Genomic DNA, 21,032 nt, shown 5'->3' with positions numbered 1-21,032 from the left:
GATATAATTTAGACAGACCTGCTTAAAAAAATCAACGGTGGTGATTGTCATTTTATACGTTTTATCGTTCCTGGTGTCATTTTTCATCGTTTACCTGCTCATCCCTCCGCTAGGCAAGCTTGCGTTCCGGCTTGATTTTGTGGACAGGCCCCGGCAGGATGTCGAACGTAAAATCCATAGGGAGCCTATTCCTCTGACAGCCAGCTATGCGATTTTTATCGGTTTTTTCATTACATACCTGGTGTTTGCCCGGGATTTCTCGCTGGAGACGCTCGCCCTCTTCATCGGCGGGGTACTTCTGCTCACTATAGGTACTATTGATGACTGGTACAAGACAAAAGGCAAAGATTTCCCGGCGCTTCCCAAGTTTATCGTACAGATTGCGGCGGCCATTCTTGTGTTCCTGTCCGGCAATGCTTTTACCGGGTTCATCAACCCGTTCTCCGGGGACTACATTTCCCTGCCGTTTATTCTGCAGTTCGTACTGACAATCGTCTGGATCTTCGGTGTCACTACGGTCATTAATTTCTCCGACGGCATGGACGGCCTGGCGGGAGGACTTACGGCGATCTCAGCAATCACGCTGTTCATTGTCGCACTGACAATGGGCCAGTCCGCATCCGCCATCATGGCTATTTCCCTGGTCGGTGTTACCCTGGCTTACTTGCGCTTCAACAAAGCACCCGCCAAAATCTTCATGGGCGACGCCGGCGCTACCTTTCTCGGCTTTATCCTGGCGGTAATCGCCCTGGATGGAGCCTTCAAGCAGGCCACGGTGCTGTCGCTGTTCATCCCGATTCTGGCGATGGGCGTGCCGATCTTCGACAATATTTTTGTCGTAATCAAACGGTTCATTCAAGGCAAAGCAATCTATCAGGCCGATGCCAGCCAGGTACACTACCGGCTGCTCAAAGCCGGACTGAACCAGAAGCAGGTTGTTGCCGTCCTGTATCTGGTCAGTGTCTGTCTGTCGCTGTCCTCGATCATCCTGCTGTTAATCGAGACCTGATATTCAAGCATGCCGGTTATTTCGGCTGCTGAGATAAGCAAAACCACCCTTGCTTGGTAAGGGTGGTTTTTTTGCTATGAATCCGTTGCTTCATTCAAATACCCTCATGGGTAAAGTCGTATAATCTGCGGTAGATATCCACGATCTCCTGCATCGGCATACGGACCAGGCCGCTGGAGGACGGGGCAACAAACTCGCGTACACCGTCAACGACCGGCGCTTCCTGCTGGAAACCCCACTGCGCCTTGGTTCTGCGGCTGAATTCAGTGTAGACGCCTTTCCCTACAAAACAGGCAATCTCCGGCCGGTAAAGGGCGAGCTTGGTTCTCAGCAGTTCCCTCCCCGCAGCATATTCTTCACGGGTGATATCCTCCGCCCCTACCGTCGGACGGGCAACAATGTTCGTAAAGCCATAACCCAGCTTCAGCAGCTCTCCATCCTCAGAGGCCTCGTACAGGCGCGGCGTCAGACCCGACTGATGGAGAATCCTCCAGAAGTTATTACGAGGGTTCGCATAATGATGTCCCAGCTCCCCTGAGCGGATGCTCGGGTTGAAGCCGATAAAGACAATCTGCAGACCGTGATCCAGGTGATCCGGCACTTCCTCCATGAACAGCCCTCCGCTCTTCTAGTTATATTTCCGGCTCTGCCAGCACAGCTATACAGTCCGCTGGAACCAGCTCCGCCAGCCACACTTCATTGCCCGCATAATAGAAGGTTACACCGGAAGCCGCAGCCTTAACCGTGTCTACTGTAAGAAGCACATGGGTAGCAGCCGTTTCCTCCCCTAATTGCCGCTTCGCCGGCTTACACCTGCGGTCCATAAGCTACCTTCTCCCCATACCTCTGCCAGCGCTGCGCGGAACAGCTCATCCAGCACTTCATACGATACGCCGTTCCCCGGACCAAACCGGGAAGCCGCCTCTTCAAAATAGGCGATTTGCTGCTCCAGATATGTATTTATCACTTCAAGGCGCGGCTCCAGGTTCAATTCATCGCCGGACATTTTGCGGATCAGCAGGTTGTTCACAGTCTCTCTCAGGAGGGTGCCAGCCGGAATCAACTCCTCTACCAGTACGGAAAATTCCAATGGCGGAACCTCATTGTATTTCTCAATCCAGGCACAGGCCAGCAGCGGACGGAGCACATAGAAATATTTTTTGATTTTGACCTCGCTGCCCTGCAGATAGGTACGATAGTTGCCCCGGGCCATGTTCAGATAGTGATAGATGCATGACTTAGGCGAGAAGCCCAGCGGCGAAAGCTTGCGGATGCTCTCTGCAACCGTGTAATTTTCTTCATAACGGATATCAGACTGCAGCCACTCCAGCAGCGGCGGATTGGATTTGTGGAACAACGTCAGCCCCTTCTTCAAATCCCATCCGTTAATGTCCAGCAGGTCACTGATCGGCCGTTCGATCACATCTCTCGGCTCCTGGATCGACAGATAAGCCTCCGGCCGCCGCAAGTACAGGAACCGGACATCGTAATCGCTGTCCTTGGACGGAAAACCCCAGGCCCGGCTGCCCGACTCACAGGCATACAGAATACGCACATCCTCTTCCGCTTCAATCGAACGCAGCTGGCGCACAATCTCTTTATGAATTTCAGACATCATTCAACGCTCCCTTCAGCTCCAAAACAATACAAAAAGGCCATGGATTCTATCATCCATGGCCCCGCTCCGTCTATAGCAGACTTCCAGCTACGTATGCCGCAACGCTAAATTACCGTTCCGGCGATACATATACTGCTGCTGAGACTACGCTATGAACCAGGGAGGACAGTTGGACGGATTGAATCAGATGGAGATTGGAATTGGTATTCTCCGGGCTGAAATGCTTCTCCATATAATTCATCTGTTCTGACCTCCTATAAGTTTTATTGTTTTGTTGTCATCATTTCCCAAAAGCATAAAGCAATAGTCCAGTTTCTGTCAACCTGCATTGGAGCAACCGGCTGCGCTAGTGTATTCCTGAGCTAAGGTAGGATGGCTTTGACCGCTGGCGTTAAGTCTTGTTCACGCAGCGTCATATAGTCCGTTCTGCCCTCTTTATAGACCAGCTTCACCAGGTAATCGCCATCCTTCGCAGAATAATAGCGCTGATGCTCCAGGATGTCGGCGATTGGCGCTGCCTCTTGGATCACAGCCGAACGCTTCTCGCTGCGGGCCAGTTCCAGATGGCGCTCAGGGTCATGTCGCTCAGCAGCAGGAAGCCGGTCATTGTAGTTATCCTGAATAATCTCGGCAGATGCTATATCTCCAGGTTTAGTGCGGATTTTATCGGCGTATCCCTTCTTCTCCAGCCAGGCTCCAAGCTCATGGAAGGAGGACTGCCATTCGTAGGCGTAGTAGAGCTGATACCCGGTAGCATCCGGCTTACCCATAGTTTGGATCGAAGCATATGACGGCTGGACACGTGTCAGGTTCTGGTCTTCGTAGGTCATATTCAGAATTTCCCGTTTCAGGATTTCTTTGAACTCCTTAACCTCCTGCGGGTCCGAGAGGCTAAGCGCTTTATTATAGTTGTTTAAGCGGAAACTCTCAGTGTCTGTCTCAAGCCGGGACAGCCTATACGCTTTGCGCTTGTATCCCTCGCTCTCCATCACTGCCTTGAGTTCCGGTTCAAATCCGGCAGAAGGAATCATGTAGGAACGCTGTACAATCCGCCCGTTCTCCAGCCGGTAGGACAGATAGAATTGCCGGTAATCCGAATAGGAATAATTCGCCGGAGCCTCCGGCCGTGCAGCTGCCACGGCAAGATGCAGCTTGCGTACCGCCTCGATATAGTTCCGGTCCTCAGTGAACGGATCCTCCTTGCTGGTATTCGGATTGTTGGTATTCCAATACGCATCATTAGCCGCATAATCACTTCCGGCATAAACAGCTTCAATCTTCTCAAGAGCAGGCACCCGGTTCTCATAGCCGGAGATTCCGGAGACCGGAATATACAGCAGCAGACCCAGCAGCAACGCATAACCGGCAAATTCCAGCGGTACCCGGCGGGTTAGAATCTGCCAGGTTTTGCGGATGATCATCTCCGCCGCAATGTAGCCGATCAGCGCCCCGGCCAGGTTGCCCGCGATAGTCCAGCCAAGCTGCTGCTGCTTAAGCTGGGCGAAATAGGTACCAGAGATCAGCATTGCACAGAACATGACCCCCGCTTTGAACAGCGGATTGAAATACGTAAAGGCAATCGCCTGGCCAGCCTTTTCCCCGTGGCGTCTGCGGTACAGCAGGACAGACAGCGCAAACAACAGGACAGACAAGGCCGAATACATCCACAGATCACCGGCGCTGAATGCATTGGTATTCACATAGACCATATGAAGTATAGGCGACCATACTTCGATATGCGCTCTTATCCCAAACCATCTGGGATAACCGTACAGGTACATCCCCAGATGTTCATTGATTAATTGGAGCAAGACTACAGGCAGAAGCAGCAGGATGTAGATCACCGCCCCCTGAAGCACCGTTTGTCCGGTACAGATGCCGATAAACATGCTGAAGATAAACAGGAACAGCGTTAGAACACTCAGCGTCAGGCACCATTCCAAGACATCCGATCCAGTATAAATGTACATATTGCTGTCCAGCGGCTGCACCATGGCGGCAATAGCACCCGTTAGCCAGATGGGGACCATCAGCAGAATCAGACCGCTCACCGTATGGGACACCAGCAGATGCTCCCGGCGCAGCGGCAGGCTGTGCCACAGATCAGACGGCATTTTGGCCTGGAGATAACGGAATAGGAATAAACCGGCAGCTACAGGAACCGTAACGGCGAACAACATCTGAATCTCTCCGCCGACGAAGAACAGATTCTGTACAGTCTGCGGCTTGGCATTCGGGTCACCGTTCATGAACATCTGCAACGGCAGTGCGAATAGAAGAGCAAGAGTATATATAATTCCGATCCAGCCGTGCTGGCGCAAATTCTGGCGGATCACGCTGCTGTTAAAGAAGAATCGGCTGCGCGTCATAACCGGCATCCCCCATTTCATAAATAAAGATTTCTTCCAGCGTCAGCGGCAGCAGATCAAACACATACGGCTCATAGACATGAAAAGCCCGGGAGATCCGCTCACGGTCGCCTTTTACGATATACAGGTTAACGCTGCCCCGCTGCTCCTGATGGAGAATCTGCAGCTTGGCGGTAAGTGCGCCGGCGTGGCGTTCATCACGGAAAGCCACTTGAATTTTATGCGTGTCCGCCTTCAGATCATCCAGATCCTTCTCGACCAGCATTTTACCGCCATGCATAATGCCGACATGATCACATAAATCCTCTATTTCACGCAGATTATGCGAGGAGATCAGTACAGTCAGTCCGCGTTCGGCCACTTCCTGGAACAGCAGATTCTTGATCTGCCGCCGCATAACCGGATCAAGCCCGTCAATCGGCTCATCCATAATCAACACCTCCGGCGCACAGCTCAATGCAAGCCAAAAAGCAGCCTGCCGCTGCATCCCTTTAGAGAATCTGCTGAGCTTCCGGCCCTGATCCAGCCGAAATACGGCAGCCAGTTCCTTGAAACGCTCCTCGCTCCATGAAGGATAGACCGACCGGTAAAAGGCAGCCATGCTCCGGATCGACGCCTGCGGGAAAAAATAAGGGCTGTCCGGCATGAAAATAATCCGCTGCTTCACTTCCGGCGCCTCAAACACCGGCTTGCCTCCGATCGTAACCGTTCCCTCCTCGGGCCTGTAAATACCGGCGAGTGTCTTTAGCAGTGTCGTTTTACCCGCACCGTTCGAACCGAGCAATCCGTAGATTGCCCCTTTATGTACAGTCAGCGAGATGCCGTCAACGGCCTTTTCCCCTTGAAAAATCTTGCTTACTCCGCGGATCTCAATCATGCTTCTCCCCCTCTCTCTGCTCCAGAACCTGGCGGTACAATGTGCTGATCTCATTTTCGGTGAATCCAAGATATACGGCTTCCGCCATCAGCCGCAGCAGCTCCCCGCGCAGCTCCGTCCGTTTGCTCTCATTCCGTTCCTGCCGCAGCGGAGCCACGAAGCTTCCTTTGCCCGGCAGGGAATAGATGTACTCTTCACGCTCCAGCTCCCGGTAAGCCTTCTGAATCGTATTGGGATTGACCGTGAGCTGTGAAGACAACGTTCTTACCGACGGAAGCTGTTCATCCGCCCGGAGAATCCCATGCATAATCATCTCTTTGATCTTGCCCGTCAGCTGCTCGTAAATCGGCTTGCGGCTGCGAACGTCCAATTCGAACATAAGCATCCTCCTTTCCATATTGCATAGCAGTGCTCTTAGGTGTATTAACTGTACTACTATTATTAGTACAGTTAAATGCTATTGTCAACATAAAGAAACGGCCTTCCTCCTCTGCCGGAGAGCCGTTTCGTTTCGGTGGCCTTTTATCGGCCCAGGTTATATTTAATCCGCTGCCCTTTGGGCTGCTGCTGGGTAATGCAATGAATATTGCCGCCGGCGAGCGCGATTTCCCTTGTATTGATCTGCACGACATTCCGCTCCGGAAACAGCCTGCTAAGCATGGCACAAGCCCCGGCGTCATTGCTGTCCCCGAAGCCGGGTATAATAACCCCCCCGTTGCAGATATAGAAATTCACATAAGTAGCAGCTAAAAGGGTTCCCGCTCTGCGGCTGTAGCTATGACTGGCCCGGTCAATCCGGCCTGCTTCCTCACCGGTAATTGCCAGGGGCTGCGGGAGGTGCAGCTTATGGATTTCAAGCCTGCGTCCCTGTGCATCCCTTGCCCGGGTCAAGTGTTTATAGGCCTCATTCAGCACCTCATACTGCTGATCCCGCCGGTTGTCCGTCCAGCTCATGACAACGACGCCGGGTCTTACGAACGCTGCAACCTCGTCGATATGCCCATCCGTTTCATCATGAAGCATGCCGCGCGGGAGCCAGATAATCTTGTCGATATTCAGGGAATCACGCAGCACAGCTTCGATTTGCCCCTTCGTCAGCTGCGGGTTGCGGTTTTTGTGCAGCAGACACTGCTCTGTAGTGATAAGCGTACCTTCTCCGTCCACATGAACCGATCCGCCCTCCAAAATAAAATGCTGAAGATCATAGCGGTCCAGACGCTCGATCTCCAGCACTTTTTGTTTCACCAGCAGGTCCTGATCCCACGGAAAATACAGCCCTCCGTTTAGTCCGCCCCAAGCGTTAAAACCCCAGTCAATTCCCCTTACGCCACCCTCACGGTTCACTACAAAGGTTGGGCCGATATCCCGCATCCAGGCATCGTTGGAAGAAATCTCAACGACCCGGACGGACTCCGGCATCCGTGAGCGTACATGCTCAAACTGGCCGGAAACAACGCCTATCGTCACCGGCTCAAATTCGGCAATTGCCGATGCTACAGCTACAAAAGCATCCTGTGCCGGCTTAGCCCCCAGCCTCCAGGTGTCGGTGCGGGTAGGCCAGAGCATCCAGGTGCCGGCATGAGGCTCATATTCACCCGGCATACGATAACCGTCTTCTCTCGGCGATCTTCCTATTGTGTGTGGCATCAGTATTCACCCCGGCTATAGAATCCTAATAGAATTCTATGCGGATAAACAGGCTGCTGCTACTGGTGTATGCGCTCAAATAGCTGAGCTTTCTGCCTCAAGCACAGTCTTCTCCCGCTCAACGCTCATCCTTCCAGAAATTCAGCGGTTTAATATCCTTCGTGATAATCGCAAAGCTGTATCCTTCCTTCTTGAAGGTCTCCAAAAGGCGCGGCAGCACTTTAAGCGTCGCCTTCTGGTCATGCATCAATATGACCGGATTCGTCTGCGATTTCTGCAGTTTGTGCACCTGGCTCATGACGGAAGCATAGATTTTGCCGCTGTCTTCTTTGTACCTCCAGTCCTCCGAGTCGACATTCCAGTCCCATAAATGATAGCCCTGGGTCAATACCTTGTCCCTGAAGGCTTGAGTGAAATAGGGTTTGCTTCCGTATGGCGGCCGGATCAGTGACGTTTCCGCTCCGCTGATTTTCTTCAGCACCGCATTATCTCCCGCCATCTCTGCCAGTGCAGCGGCCGGAGATGCATAGAATTTCTCCTTGCGGTGAGTCATTCCGTGCAGTCCAAGCCCGTAGCCTGCCTTCACAATCTGTTTTACCTGGGAAGGATAACGGTTCATGTTGATCCCCAGCATAAAGAAGGTCGCCTTCGCATCATATTTATCCAGTATACCCAGCAGCTCAGAGGTCGTGGCCGACGGTCCGTCATCAAACGTAAGATACAGGGTCCGTCCCTTGGCCACTGACGTTCCCGCAGATGCAGTTCCGCTGGCGGCCTGCGGTTTCAGCTTGTCTTTATATTGAACAATGAAGTCCTCATCGCTCAGCAGCGCCCCGGCATCCCGTACCCGAAGTAAATATTTATCCGGCTGAAAGGTTAAGCTATACCCGAGGTAGGTGCTGATCCGCAGAGGCACCATCAGCTTGCCGTCCTTCAGGAAGGTGCTCATCGCAGCAACGGTTCCGTCCGGAAGCTGAAGTCCTCCGTCATTGTTAAGCAGCCGTACCGAATGATCTCCGGCCGCAACTGCAATTCCTTCCTGCAGACCGGTGATGGTCCACTTCAGTTCTGCTGATAGCTCACGGAGCGGAACATAATAGGTATCCTTGACGGATACAGCTTCGATTTCAGTCAAGGTATCGTTGACACCCAGCTTCAAGACTGAATCTACCCCCGCAGCCTTAGCTGTGGTTTGCAGAATCCCAAAACATAAGAATAAAGACATCAATAAAGCCACTACTTTTTTCATATGCACAAGCCGAATCTCCAATCTATGTATATTTACCTCTAACTCTACCATACATAGATATAACGTAATTTGAGAGATTGTAACCCAATCCATAAATTATTGTTACTTTTTCGGGCTGTGACATAAGACATAGCAAACCCTTCTTATACAAAAAGGCAGTGATTCCTTATATTTCGTCGAATGCTGTCGTATCAACAAAAAAAGCGGTTAAACGGCATCCTTTTTACACATTATAATTGTGACGAAATTAGCAACATTTGTGAATGTTTGAACAAATTTTGAACTACCTTAAAATCAGCTTAAAGCCCGTTGCTACAGTGATCTTTGTCATACCTAACCGCACTTGTAACAAATTGATCACAGATATTTAACTTTATCGCCATTATTAAGGTCGATAATAGATATTATGTTAAAATATGTATTTTGCAATTAGGGTAAGTAATTCTTACTATAGATACAGGTTAAGCTTTACCAGCCATCGAACGGCTAATGAAAAGAAGTATTGAAGGAAGGAGTTCTATATGAAAAAAAAGGGACCGTTATACGCTTTGTTTCTGAGCCTGCTCTTCATTCTGCCGGGATGCAGTTCACTTTCCGTACTGAACCCGAAGGGGCCGGCTGCCCGAACTTTATCTGACACGATCATCCTCTCCATTCTGGTGATGGCCGGTGTCCTAGCAGTTGTCTACATCTTATACATCTTCGTCCTGGTGAAATATCGGGCAAAGAAGAGCAATGAAGGATACATTCCTGAACATGAGGAGGGCAACAAGGTTCTTGAGGCCATCTGGATTATCATCCCGATCATCATCGTAGCCTTTCTGTCTGTTGTGACGGTTAAGTCCACTCATGCAGTCGAGAATGTCGCCTCTGAGTACAAGGATCAGGATCCCCTGGTCATTTATGCTTCGTCCTCCAACTGGAAATGGCATTTCAGCTATCCTGAGGAAGGCATTGAAACAGTTAACTACGTCAACATTCCCGTTCACCGTGCGGTAGAATTCAGACTGTACTCCTTCGGGACAATCACGAGCTTCTGGGTTCCCCAGCTTGCCGGTCAAAAATACGCGATGAGCGATATGCTTACCGAGCTTAACCTCTCGGCCGATACTGTGGGCTCTTATATCGGAAAGAACTCGAACTTCAGCGGTAAGGGCTTTGCCCATATGGAATTCGAGACCCTTGTAATGACCGATAAAGATTACCAGGATTGGGTGAAGGAAGTTAAAGAAACTGCACCTGCGCTTACCGAAGAGGAATTTAAAGGTCTGCTCGCCGCCGAGGTACTTGGACGCAAAACCTACTCCTCCACGCATCTGACGTTTAGCCCTCCTCCGGGTGACCATAGCGAGCATATGAGCGGAAACGGCTCGGAAATGGATATGGAGAACGGCGGTATGGAACATGAGGACAACAAGGAAATCCATCCTTCGCCGGAGCCATCCAGCCAGACAGAGTTTGACAGTGTGCCTAATCCGGAAGTCGATGAACCGCTGCCAAGTTCGCCTGTTGAAGAAACCACGAACTAATGATGCAATAGCAACAACCTGAAAGGAGCCACCCTAATGGATTTAGACAAATTTAAGGTTCACGGCGAACCCTTGATTTACGGAGCCATGGTCAGTATCGCACTCGCTACCATCGGGATTCTCGTCGGGTTGACCTATTTTAAGAAATGGGGATACCTGTGGCGCGAATGGCTTACTACCGTGGATCACAAGAAAATCGGGGTTATGTATATTCTCGCGGCACTTCTGATGCTGTTCCGCGGCGGCGTGGACGCAATGATGATGCGTCTGCAAACCGCAGCTCCGGAAATGAAATTCCTCGATGCGCAGCATTATAACGAGGTATTTACCACCCACGGCCTGATTATGATTCTCTTCATGGCCATGCCTTTTATCATCGGTCTGATGAACGTAATCATTCCGCTGCAAATCGGCGCAAGAGACGTTGCATTTCCGCGCCTCAACGCTGTCAGCTTCTGGCTTTTCTTCATGGGAGCCATGCTGCTTAACATTTCCTTCGTTATCGGGGGATCACCGGATGCAGGCTGGTCCGCGTACTTCCCGCTGGCGAGTCTGGAATTCAGCCCGACTGTTGGTAACAACTACTACTCCCTGGCACTGCAGATTTCCGGTATCGGAACACTGATCACAGGGGTTAACTTCATTGTTACCATTCTCAAAATGCGTGCACCAGGCATGACGCTGATGAAAATGCCGATGTTTACCTGGTCCGTGCTGATCACCAACGTCATTATCGTCTTCGCCTTCCCGGTGCTGACCGTAGCACTTGCCCTGATGATGTTTGACCGTCTGTTCGGCTCGCAATTCTTCACGATGGCCAACGGCGGGATGGATATGCTCTGGGCCAACCTCTTCTGGGTATGGGGACATCCGGAGGTTTACATTGTTATATTGCCGGCATTCGGGATTTATAGTGAAATTATCGCCACCTTCTCCAAAAAGAACCTGTACGGCTATACCTCAATGGTATTCAGTATGGTCATCATTTCGCTCTTGTCCTTCCTGGTATGGGCTCACCATTTCTACACCATGGGTCAAGGCGTTATGGTCAACAGCTTCTTCTCCATCACTACGATGGCGATTGCCGTACCAACCGGGGTCAAAATATTCAACTGGCTGTTCACCCTTCGTAAAGGGCGAATCACCTTCACGACACCGATGCTATACACCCTGGCCTTTATTCCGATCTTCACAATCGGTGGTGTAACCGGCGTTATGCTGGCGATGGCCAGTGCGGATTACCAGTATCACAATACTATGTTCCTGGTAGCCCATTTCCACTACGTTCTGATTCCAGGCGCAGTGTTTGCGGTTATCGCCGGCTTCCATTACTGGTTCCCGAAAGTATTCGGCTTCCGTCTTAATGAACGCCTGGGCAAACATGCTTTCTGGTGGATTATTATTTCCTTTAACGTGACCTTCTTCCCGCTCTTCTTCCTGGGACTGATGGGAATGACCCGCCGTATGTACACCTATTCAGAGGAGAGCGGCTTCGGTCCGCTGAATATGCTGTCATTCGCCGGAGCAGTGGGTCTCGCAATCGGTTTTGTCATCCTGGTCTACAACATTTACTGGAGTACACGCTACATGCCAAGAGATACAACAAGCGATCCTTGGGATGGACGTACCCTGGAATGGGCTACACCAAGTCCGATTCCGGCTTACAACTTCGCTGTAGTGCCAAACGTAAAAACCCGCGATGCCTTCTGGGCAGCCAAGCAGGATAATGTACCACTGTTCGAGGATAAAATCACTAAGATTCACTTGCCGAACAATACCGGGAAGCCGTTTATCCTGGGTGTCATCTTTTTCTTCCTGGGCTTCTTCCTCGTATTCAGCATGTGGATTCCAGCGATCGTTGCCGGAGTCGGCGTAATCATTATGCTGGCGGCAATGTCCTTTGACCGGGATCACGGCTTCTACGTACCGGCTGAAGAAGTTATTGCTACTGAAAAGAAATTGCGGGGTGAGACTGTATGAAAATAGATGCGTCCAAGCCGCTGGAATATTCAACAGAAGAGAACAGTAATAAAATCTTCGGCTTTTGGGTTTTTCTCGGGGCTGAAATACCGCTCTTCGCTACACTGTTTACCGTATACTTCGTAATGGTTAACCGCTTTGCTAACGGTCCAAGCGGCAAAGAGCTGTTTGAAATCGGCCCGGTGCTGATCGAAACCTTCCTGCTGCTTACAAGCTCGTTCACAATCGGCCTCGCCATTCATGCTATGCGGCACGGCTACAAGAAAGCGATGATGTTCTTTATGGGCATCACGCTCCTGATGGGTCTTGGCTTTATCGGCATTGAGATCAATGAATTCTTCACCTATGTCCATGAAGGCGCCACACTCCAAACCAGCGGTTTCCTGTCCAGTCTCTTCGTACTGCTCGGAACCCACGGTGCCCACGTCAGCTTCGGCTTCCTGTGGGGCGCAGGGATCATGATCCAGCTGTGGCGGCAGGGAATTACTCCGGCTACTGCCAATAAAGCCTTTATCTTCTCACTGTTCTGGCATTTCTTAGACGTTGTCTGGATCTTCATCTTCAGCTTCGTCTACCTGAAAGGACTGATGTGATATGATAAAGCAACTGTTTCCAATTCGCCATGTTATGGGTTATCTGGCCTCTCTGGTCCTTTCTGCCGCTGCGCTGATTGTGATCTATGGAGACCTCTCCCAAACGGCTAATATGACGGTTCTGCTCATCACTGCGCTTATCCAGGCATCCCTGCAGCTCTTTGTGTTCATGCACATCGGGGAATCGGCAGACACCAAAAAAGAACTTTATCTCAACATTGCTTATGCCTTGTTCGTAGGGCTGGTAACCATCTTCGGTACTCTCTTCATCTTCGTATGGGGCTGGTATTCCTAAGACAGGCATATAAACGTTCTTCGATTAAGCAAGCCCGCTTCCGGTAATTGGCCGGATCGGGCTTTTTTTGTACTGCTTCGCAAATTGTCTTTATTTTCAACAAACATTCAGCCCATATTCAACCAACATTCAGCGCAGCCTCAGATCCTTTTCAGTTTATGGTTCTACAATGTAGACATTCACAGCACAGAAACATGTTCTACATAGCAGTGCCAATACAACTTGTAAAGGATGAGATTGAGAATGAGTAAAAAAAGTACGATGAAGGGTTTTGTCGTTGGAGCCGCAGTAACCGCCTCACTGGCGATGTCCATGTCCGCTTATGCCGACACGATTCAAAAACAGATCGCCGTCACCTATGATGATATTATCGTGAAGCTAAACGGCCAGGAAACGGCCCTTAAGGATGCTACGGGTGCAACGGTAGAGCCTTTCATCTATAACGGCACTGTCTACCTGCCGGCAAGAGCCATATCCGAAGCCGTCGGATTGAGCGCGAGCTATGACAAGACCACGAAGACGGTCAGCCTGACCTCCAGCGGTGAATCCGTGTCTACAGACGGCAAGACAGGCACTCCGCCTGAAGGAACACCTCCAACAGGTACAGGCAGTACAGACAGCACGGTTGATGCCAGCAGCCTCGGCAGTGCAACCTATCTGCTAAGCGGCAGTACAGCATCCAAAACAGGGGATACCATTTCCGCCACAGCGATGGGCGCCTCGGCCGTTAAAGTAACGAACAGCGGCAGCCTGACCCTAAACGGTGTGACCCTGAACAAGACAGGGAATACTTCCTCCGAGGACAACAGCAACTTTTACGGACTGAACGCAGCACTCCTGGCAACGGCAGGCAGCACCATTACGTTGAATGATTCTACGATTTCAACAGCAGCCACCGGTTCAAATGCCGTATTTGCAACGGGTGTAGGCTCCACGGTCAATGTATCCGGCGTAACGATCAACACCACCGCTGATTCTTCACGGGGACTGGATGCAACCTATTCCGGTACAGTTAATGCAGTGAACACCAATATCACTACCTCAGGTACACATTCTGCCAGCATCGCTACAGATCGCGGCAACGGAACAGTCAATGTTACCGGAGGCACCATGAATACAACCGGCACCGACTCCCCGGGGATCTACTCTACCGGCAACATTACAGTTACCAATGCTTTGCTCACCGCAACCGGATCAGAGGCAGCCGTCATTGAAGGTAAAAATTCCATCACCTTGAATAACACCAACCTGTCGGGAGCTAAAAAGAGCGGCGTAATGCTCTATCAGAGCTTCTCGGGTGATGCCGAGGTCGGTACAAGCACCTTCAATATGAGTGGCGGCTCGCTTGCTGCTTATACCGGACCCTTGTTCTATGCTACCAATACCGAGGCTGTGATTAACTTGAAAAACGCAGGTTTAACCGCTGCCTCAGGAATCCTATTGAATGCAGCTGCAGATCAATGGGGCACGACAGGTGCAAACGGCGCAAGCGTGACCCTGAATGCCAATGCCCAGCCGCTGACCGGTGATGTGACCGCTGACAGCATCAGCAGCGTTGCAGTGGTTCTATCGAACGGAAGCTCCCTGAGCGGTGCGATTGACAATGCGAATACGGCGAAGTCTGCTTCGCTTACCCTGGATGCTAACAGCACCTGGAATGTCACTGGCGACTCCTACTTAAGCGCGCTGATCAGCAGCGTTGCCGACTTCTCCAATATCAAGGATAACGGATACGACATTTATTATGATGCTTCCGCAAGCGCCAACAGCTGGCTTGGCGGCCAGACCTACTATCTAGCCAACGGCGGCCTCTTGACTCCGGCGGTTAACTAATCTTTGCTGCACTAAAATAAACAAGACCCTGGAATCTATTCGTCCCAGGGTCTTGTTGGTTTGAGATATGTTAGAGCTTGAACCGCGCCATTTCCTTCTGCAAATCCTCTGCCAATGTCGCCAGGTACTGAGCCGAAGCCATCATTTCTTCCATCGCCGACAGCTGCTCCTCACTGGCAGCACTGGTATCCTGAACTTCTTCCACACCTTTACGGGAAATATCACTTACCTGTTCCATCGCCTCTGAGACGGCCCGCGACTCTTGTGAGACTTGCCCGACCGCACCCCTGATTCCTTCTGTCTGCAAGGCGGCAGCCTTTATGGAAGCCTGAATTTTGGCAAATGCCTCGGAGACCACTCCACTCTGCTCCACTCCAAGCGCTACAAGCTCAGAGCCAAGTTCCATGGACTCCACGGCATTGCCGGTCTGCTGCTGAATGTCGGTAATAATCTCTGTAATCTGCAGCGAGCTTCTGCCGGTTGCCTCGGCCAGCTTACGGATCTCACCGGCAACCACGGCAAAACCAAGGCCATGCTCACCGGCTCTGGATGCTTCAATCGACGCATTCAGCGAGAGCAGATTGGTCTGGGCAGCAATTTCATTGATGGTCGTAATAATGGTGTTGATCTCTGCGGATAAACTGCCCAAATTGCGGACAATGGACTGAGTGGCGGATACACTGGCATTAATATCTTTCATCTGTCCGATAATTCTATCTACAGCCGCAGCACCATGATCCGTTGAAACTGCTGCACCGGCCATAAGGTCCGCCATTTCATTACTTCTATGCTCAACAGCGGCAATGTCCTCCGTCATCGTCAGCACAGATAACGCCGTGCGTTCAATGCTATTCACCTGGGTTTCGAAGCCTGTGGCTATCTCACTTGAGGTCTCAGCAATCAGCCGGGAGGCGCGTCCTGTCTGCTCAGCACTTGCACTCATTTCCTGGGAGGAGGCTGACAACACCTCTGCGCTCTCTGACACACCCTGCATCATTCGCTTCAAGCTATCAAGCATACTGTTGAATGAAGTATTGATCTGGCCGATTTCATCCTTCGACTGGTAAGCTGCCGTTACAGTCAGATCCCCCTCTTCGGCACGCCGCATAAGCGCCTGCAATTCTTTGAGCGGCTTCGTAATCAAGCGGGTGATGACGATGCTGATTACAATGCATAATACCCAGGCTGCGGTAATAAGTATGCTGCTTACCGTCGAGGAGGTCTGTGCATTATTTAGCGTGAGCTCATTATGCGTCTTGGCATCCGCCAACAGCAGCGCTGACGCATCGTCCAGAAGGCCCACCATCTTCGTTCGGGACTCGCTAAACGTACTGCCCGAGAAAACCTGGTAGCCCTCTTCATTGAGGTTCTTATCGGCAAGCTGAATAATATTATCGCGCTGTGCCCGGTAATCCTGCAGGAGAGACATATATTCATTAATTTTGTTTCTGACTTCAGTATTCTTAAAGTCGATGGATTTCAGCTGGTTCATCAGTTCATTATTCTGCTTAATCTTCTCCTGAATCCCGGCAGTGAGCGTCTGGCTCTTGTCCGCCTCTTTCGTAAGCAGGTCTTCCAGCAGAAAGGACTCGATGGCCCGGTTATTAGCGCGTATCTCTGTAACTAAATGAATAGGCACCAGATTCAGATTGTAAGTCTCTTGTGACCGGTCAGCTAATTTGTTAGTGAACAGAATACCATTCATCCCGATACCGATCACCATGATTACTGCAACAGCCGCAAGCACGGCCATTTTGTATTTCACCTTTAGATCTCTCATCGTCCTTGTTCCCGCCTTTTCCCTACTTGCTGTATTCTATTTATCGGCGAAAAAGGTCGAAAAATGATACTTTATTAAAAATTTTGTCGAATAATCTATTTAAAATTTTCGCCAATTCAACTTTACACAATGTAAACCCGCTATTCCTGCAGCAAGCCGTACTTTTTGCGGAAACGCTCCAGTACTTTGGTCCACCCGCCGGCAAGAATGGCCAGGAAAAAAACATTGGACAACGCATGCGCTAAATCAAAATAAAAGCTGGAGGCATATGCAGCGGCCACTAGTCCCCAGCTGGACGCGTCCGGAAGGCTGATGATATACCAGATATTCATAATCCAGCCGAATAAGAACCCCCACACAAAGCCGAAGATCAGCATACCGCTGCGTTTCTTCATCCACCAGGCATTCCGTAGCCAGCCTGCACTAAGGCCAACCATCCCCCAGGCAAACATCTGCCAAGGTGTCCAGGGACCCTGCCCGAAATAGATATTAGAGACAAGCGCGGCCACAGCCCCGATAATGAAGCCTGCTTCTGCTCCAAACACATAGGCCGACAGAATCACGATCGCTGACACAGGCTTCACACTGGGCAGTGCAGCGAACGGAATCCGGCTGACTGCCGCAATAGCCGACAGCACGGCGAGCAGCACCAGCTCTCTGGATTCCAGCGGCCGCCGTTCCAGGCGGATAAAAACCGGCAGCAGCGCAGCGAGAAGCAGCACAAGGCTGAGCAGCATATAATGACGGTCCTTCAAGGCTGCCGTAAGCGCCAGGCCGGAGATAAAAAGGACTATGGCAATTATAAGCGGAATGCGGAAACGTGCCAAGCGGCCATCACATCCTCTATGGTCAATGCCTGCGGAAGGATATCCCGGACCATGCGGTTTACCGCCGTAGTATAGAAATAATTGCTGCTGAAAAACTCTGACGGCCTTCCCTCTGCGGTAATGCTCCCGTCAAACAGCAGTGCGCAGCGGGATGCGTACCGTGCGGCAAACTCTACATCATGGGTCACGATCCCAATACTGATCCCCTGGTCCAGCAGCTGCCCGAGCAAGCCCGCAAACCGGGACTTGGCCTCAGGGTCCAACCCCTTGGTCGGCTCGTCCAGCAGCAGCACCGCCGGCTTCAGCAGCATAATCATCGCCAGCGCCAGCTTCTGCTGCTGGCCGCCGCTAAGATCATGCGGATGGCTCTCCAGCACCTGCTGAAGCTGAAACACCTCCAGCAGACGGTCAATCTCCGGTTGTGCCGTTTCGCTGTGTAAACCGGCAACGGAGGCCATATGCCTCAGCTCCTCTATAACGGTGTCGAAGCTGAAATACAGCAGCGGATTCTGGGCCAGGTATCCGGTAGTTATCCCTTTAGCGAGGTCTACCTTGCCGCGCTGCGGCTTGGCCAGACCGCTCAGTACCTGCAGCAGGGTGGACTTGCCTGCACCGTTGCCGCCCAGGATCGCCAGCAGCTCGCCTTGATACAGTGACAGGTTCAGCTTGCGCAGCACCTCCGGCCCATCCTTCTCATAGCGGAAGGTGACTTCCCTGGCGCCAAGCAGCGGTGCAGCCGGTACAGAGGAATTTGCTTGGCCTACTGCTGCGGCATGCTGCAGGTTACCGGCGGCAGGCACCTCCTGTCCGCTGGCCGCATAGGCCTGCAGCCAGCGTTTGCCTTCGCGGACCGTCAGCGGAATGGCTTCCAGCGGCAGCTCCTCCTCCGGTGACAAGGCAAGGAACAGCCGTGATGCAGTCGGCAAGTAGGCCCGGCGCGCAGCTTGCCGCACGTCACCGGCTCCCCGCACGAACTCGCGGGGACTGCCCGAAGCCTGTAGCACACCGTCTTCCAGCAGCAGGACACGGTCTGCCAGCGGCAGTACCTCCTCCAGGCGGTGCTCACTAATAATGATGGTCATCGACATTTCCTCATTCAGTCGGTGAAGAGTCTGGATGAACTCGCGTGCCGCGACAGGGTCCAGCTGTGAGGTCGGCTCATCCAGCAGCAGCAGCTTCGGTTGAAGCAGCAGCACGGAGGCCAGATTAAGCAGCTGCTTCTGGCCTCCGGAGAGCTCATGCACCGATTTGTATAGCAGCGGTTCCAGACCGAACAGCCCGGCCATCTCTGCCAGTCTGCTCCGCATGACAGAAGGCGGATAGCCCAGGTTCTCCATGGCGAAGGCCAGTTCATGCCAGACCGTATCCATTACAATCTGCGCATCCGGGTTCTGAAAGACCATCCCGATATCCCCGGCTGCCTTCTCCGCCGGCAGCTCCGCCAGCGGCTGACCTTTATAACAGATCATGCCGCTGCCTGTACCCACCGGGGTAAGCTCACGCTTCAGATGGCGTAGCAGTGTTGTTTTTCCACATCCCGACGGGCCAAGCAGCACAACGAACTCCCCTTCTTCTACTGTGAATGAGAGCTCATGGAGCGAGTCCCGCTCTTCTCCGGGATAACGGAAGGATAAGCGCTCTGCCGTGATGATCTCCATAACCATTTCTCCTTTCCTTCCAGGCCCAGGGGTGTCAGCACGAACAGGCAGAAGCTTATATACATCACCACTTCGCCCCCGCCGAACTCCATAGGCTTCATACGCGGATAAATCTCCAGGATTCCATATCCCTGCAGCCAGCCGAGCAGCGGGATCAGACCACTGACGGTAAGCACCAGAAGGATTCCCTTATCCAGCCGATCCAGCTTAAAGATACTGTAAGTACTGCGTTTGCGGATGCCATAGCCGCGCGCCTTCATCGAATCGCCGGTCTGGAGCGCTTCCTCCAGCGACCAGGTCAGCAGCACCTTCAGCAGCGTCATGCCGTCCTGCATTCTTTTGCGCAAGCTGCCTTGACCCGCATCTATGCCCCGGAGGCGCTGGATGAGGGTAATCTGCCGCAGCCTTCTTTGGAACAAGGGCACAAACCGCAGTGCCATCAGCGTCAACAGGGCTGTTTTGGGTGCAGCCGCAGCGAATAAATACATAAATTTATCTGTCGTTACCGTGTAATTGTAAGAGATGAATATGATAAAAATCGTGAGCAGCACCAGCATCATCATCAGCCCGTACAGCACAGCCTCCAGCGTAACCGGCTGATCCCAGAAATAGAACAGGATGTGCGCTCCCCTGTGGGAGAACAAAGGGTTCAGCACAGCCACGGAACCGGCCATCAGCAGATAGAAGGGCAGCCCGCGCAGCAGCTGCCTTCCCTGTCCCTGCAGCAGCAGAAGGCCCGCGAGACCTGCAATCTCCGTTACGAGGAACAGCGGATGAAACAGCAGCGCGGCGAACAGCATCAGCCCGCCGTAATAGAGCAGCGCGACCGCCGGATGCATGGCGCGGAAGCCGCTGCTCATGGCGCTTTGGCTCCCAGATCCTTGCCGAGATCCAGCGTATACAGCCACTCGATGGTATCGCCGGGGTTTACGGTATAGCTTCCCGCACCTTTATCCGGGAAAGCTCCATTGACCTTATACATCCAGCCGCTCTCCGCCCCATGGTCGAATTCATAGAGATTATCGATGCCTTCCACATAGGCGAAAGCCTTGGCGCCCTGATATTCCATCTGGATTTTGGATGAACGGGTAATCCGCTTCAGCAGCTCCAGCGCAGTCTCGCCTTCCTTGATTTCATAAGCGGCAGGCGCCAAAATCACACCATGCTCCTCATCTCCCGTAATGGAGATGACCGCTGTGGCAGCCTCGGCAGCAGGCTTAGCTGCTGCGGAAGCTGTTGCCGTGGCCTGCGGCGTGGCTGCCGGCCGCGCGGTCGCGGTGGCTGCCGGTGGCTTCGCACCGGCAGAAGGGCTTGCCGCAGCGGGCTTGCCGCCAGCTGCGGCCGTGGCTGCGCCGGCGCCTGTCTCTGGCGGCGCCGAAGCCCGCGGGGCCGTTCCGACGGCTGCGGGGCTGCTGCCCGCAGGCGCCGGAACGGCGGTTGGCGCGGCAGTGGAGGCCGCGCCAGCCGGCGCAGCCGTCTCCGCAGAGGGAGACGGCGAAGCGCTAGGGCCCGCCGGAGCGGACGGCGGGACTGTGACCACAGCGTCTCCGGCCTGCGGAGACGCGGTGCCTTCCGGCTGCGCTTCTTGTGCCGCAGCCGTTGCGTTGGCATTGCCGCCGTCTGTACCGGCGGCAGGCTGATCTGAGGCGCAGGCTGTCAGCAGCAGCGCCAGCAGGATGAGCATAGGATATAACAACCTGCGAATGGCTGATTTCAACATTAACGTTCACACCTCCGTAAAAAAGGGAAAGAACGAGGGCTTCCTGCT

20 protein-coding genes are annotated in these 21,032 nt (G+C 52.4%); 6 read left to right on the top strand and 14 right to left on the bottom strand.

Annotated features, from left to right (window positions below; genetic code table 11):
• The first annotated feature begins 49 nt into the window (after window positions 1-49).
• Complete coding sequence (locus tag L6H70_RS20565; protein WP_236336172.1) at window positions 50-1,009, top strand: MraY family glycosyltransferase; 960 nt, start codon at window positions 50-52, stop codon at window positions 1,007-1,009.
• Window positions 1,010-1,103: 94 nt separating this feature from the next.
• Here the strand turns inward: L6H70_RS20565 and L6H70_RS20560 are convergent, their stop codons facing one another.
• The 9 genes from L6H70_RS20560 to L6H70_RS20525 all read right to left on the bottom strand — a co-directional run bounded on the left by L6H70_RS20560 (window position 1,104) and on the right by L6H70_RS20525 (window position 8,769).
• Window positions 1,104-1,619, bottom strand: coding sequence for a mismatch-specific DNA-glycosylase (locus L6H70_RS20560; protein ID WP_236335975.1), 516 nt, complete (start codon window positions 1,617-1,619; stop codon window positions 1,104-1,106).
• 22 nt (window positions 1,620-1,641) lie between these two features.
• Window positions 1,642-1,833: an RNA 2'-phosphotransferase family protein gene (locus L6H70_RS20555; protein WP_236335974.1), complete on the bottom strand. Its 192-nt coding sequence runs from the start codon at window positions 1,831-1,833 to the stop codon at window positions 1,642-1,644.
• The gene (locus L6H70_RS20550; RefSeq protein WP_236335973.1) at window positions 1,797-2,624 is read right to left on the bottom strand and encodes a nucleotidyltransferase domain-containing protein; all 828 of its coding nucleotides are present in this window, start codon (window positions 2,622-2,624) and stop codon (window positions 1,797-1,799) included. The genes L6H70_RS20555 and L6H70_RS20550 overlap by 37 nt, the downstream gene beginning before the upstream one ends.
• Before the next feature lie 112 nt (window positions 2,625-2,736).
• On the bottom strand, window positions 2,737-2,868 hold the full coding sequence (locus tag L6H70_RS28730; protein WP_279306778.1) for a hypothetical protein: 132 nt from the start codon (window positions 2,866-2,868) through the stop codon (window positions 2,737-2,739).
• Between the two features lie 121 nt (window positions 2,869-2,989).
• Window positions 2,990-4,996 carry a DUF6449 domain-containing protein gene (locus L6H70_RS20545; protein ID WP_236335972.1) on the bottom strand — a complete coding sequence of 669 codons (2,007 nt, stop codon included), beginning with the start codon at window positions 4,994-4,996 and terminating at the stop codon, window positions 2,990-2,992.
• Window positions 4,971-5,873 (bottom strand): ABC transporter ATP-binding protein, encoded by a 903-nt coding sequence (locus L6H70_RS20540; protein ID WP_236335971.1) that lies wholly within the window; start codon window positions 5,871-5,873, stop codon window positions 4,971-4,973. Before L6H70_RS20540 ends, L6H70_RS20545 begins: the two co-directional genes overlap by 26 nt.
• The gene (locus L6H70_RS20535; RefSeq protein WP_236335970.1) at window positions 5,866-6,252 is read right to left on the bottom strand and encodes a GntR family transcriptional regulator; all 387 of its coding nucleotides are present in this window, start codon (window positions 6,250-6,252) and stop codon (window positions 5,866-5,868) included. Before L6H70_RS20535 ends, L6H70_RS20540 begins: the two co-directional genes overlap by 8 nt.
• Before the next feature lie 143 nt (window positions 6,253-6,395).
• Window positions 6,396-7,520, bottom strand: coding sequence for an agmatine deiminase (gene aguA / locus L6H70_RS20530; RefSeq protein WP_236335969.1), 1,125 nt, complete (start codon window positions 7,518-7,520; stop codon window positions 6,396-6,398).
• A 118-nt stretch (window positions 7,521-7,638) separates the two neighbouring features.
• Window positions 7,639-8,769 carry a polysaccharide deacetylase family protein gene (locus L6H70_RS20525; protein ID WP_236335968.1) on the bottom strand — a complete coding sequence of 377 codons (1,131 nt, stop codon included), beginning with the start codon at window positions 8,767-8,769 and terminating at the stop codon, window positions 7,639-7,641.
• A gap of 521 nt (window positions 8,770-9,290) precedes the next feature.
• Between L6H70_RS20525 and qoxA the strand changes: the two genes are divergently transcribed.
• The 5 genes from qoxA to L6H70_RS20500 all read left to right on the top strand — a co-directional run bounded on the left by qoxA (window position 9,291) and on the right by L6H70_RS20500 (window position 14,999).
• Window positions 9,291-10,298, top strand: coding sequence for a cytochrome aa3 quinol oxidase subunit II (gene qoxA / locus L6H70_RS20520; RefSeq protein ID WP_236335967.1), 1,008 nt, complete (start codon window positions 9,291-9,293; stop codon window positions 10,296-10,298).
• A 36-nt stretch (window positions 10,299-10,334) separates the two neighbouring features.
• Window positions 10,335-12,278 carry a cytochrome aa3 quinol oxidase subunit I gene (qoxB, locus tag L6H70_RS20515; RefSeq protein WP_236335966.1) on the top strand — a complete coding sequence of 648 codons (1,944 nt, stop codon included), beginning with the start codon at window positions 10,335-10,337 and terminating at the stop codon, window positions 12,276-12,278.
• Entirely contained in the window at window positions 12,275-12,871 is a 597-nt protein-coding gene (gene qoxC / locus L6H70_RS20510; RefSeq protein ID WP_236335964.1) for a cytochrome aa3 quinol oxidase subunit III, read from the top strand. Before qoxB ends, qoxC begins: the two co-directional genes overlap by 4 nt.
• A gap of 1 nt (window position 12,872) precedes the next feature.
• Window positions 12,873-13,166: a cytochrome aa3 quinol oxidase subunit IV gene (gene qoxD, locus L6H70_RS20505; RefSeq protein WP_054938939.1), complete on the top strand. Its 294-nt coding sequence runs from the start codon at window positions 12,873-12,875 to the stop codon at window positions 13,164-13,166.
• Between the two features lie 243 nt (window positions 13,167-13,409).
• A complete protein-coding gene (locus L6H70_RS20500) occupies window positions 13,410-14,999 on the top strand; it encodes a stalk domain-containing protein (RefSeq protein WP_236335962.1) in 1,590 nt (529 codons plus the stop codon).
• A 70-nt stretch (window positions 15,000-15,069) separates the two neighbouring features.
• Here the strand turns inward: L6H70_RS20500 and L6H70_RS20495 are convergent, their stop codons facing one another.
• From L6H70_RS20495 to L6H70_RS20475, 5 genes are all read right to left on the bottom strand, one after another.
• Window positions 15,070-16,779, bottom strand: a complete 1,710-nt coding sequence (locus L6H70_RS20495) for a methyl-accepting chemotaxis protein (RefSeq protein WP_236335960.1) — start codon at window positions 16,777-16,779, stop codon at window positions 15,070-15,072.
• Between the two features lie 140 nt (window positions 16,780-16,919).
• Window positions 16,920-17,606: an ECF transporter S component gene (locus tag L6H70_RS20490; RefSeq protein ID WP_236335959.1), complete on the bottom strand. Its 687-nt coding sequence runs from the start codon at window positions 17,604-17,606 to the stop codon at window positions 16,920-16,922.
• Entirely contained in the window at window positions 17,579-19,264 is a 1,686-nt protein-coding gene (locus L6H70_RS20485) for an ABC transporter ATP-binding protein (RefSeq protein WP_236335958.1), read from the bottom strand. Before L6H70_RS20485 ends, L6H70_RS20490 begins: the two co-directional genes overlap by 28 nt.
• Complete coding sequence (locus L6H70_RS20480; protein ID WP_236335957.1) at window positions 19,180-20,124, bottom strand: energy-coupling factor transporter transmembrane component T; 945 nt, start codon at window positions 20,122-20,124, stop codon at window positions 19,180-19,182. Before L6H70_RS20480 ends, L6H70_RS20485 begins: the two co-directional genes overlap by 85 nt.
• A complete protein-coding gene (locus L6H70_RS20475) occupies window positions 20,121-20,984 on the bottom strand; it encodes a DUF4430 domain-containing protein (protein ID WP_236335956.1) in 864 nt (287 codons plus the stop codon). The genes L6H70_RS20480 and L6H70_RS20475 overlap by 4 nt, the downstream gene beginning before the upstream one ends.
• Between the last annotated feature and the right edge of the window lie 48 nt (window positions 20,985-21,032).

Source organism: Paenibacillus auburnensis (assembly GCF_927798115.1).
GTDB lineage: Bacteria > Bacillota > Bacilli > Paenibacillales > Paenibacillaceae > Paenibacillus_AQ > Paenibacillus_AQ auburnensis.
Note: the sequence above shows the minus strand (reverse complement) of the source record. Positions and strands in the feature narration are given on the sequence as shown.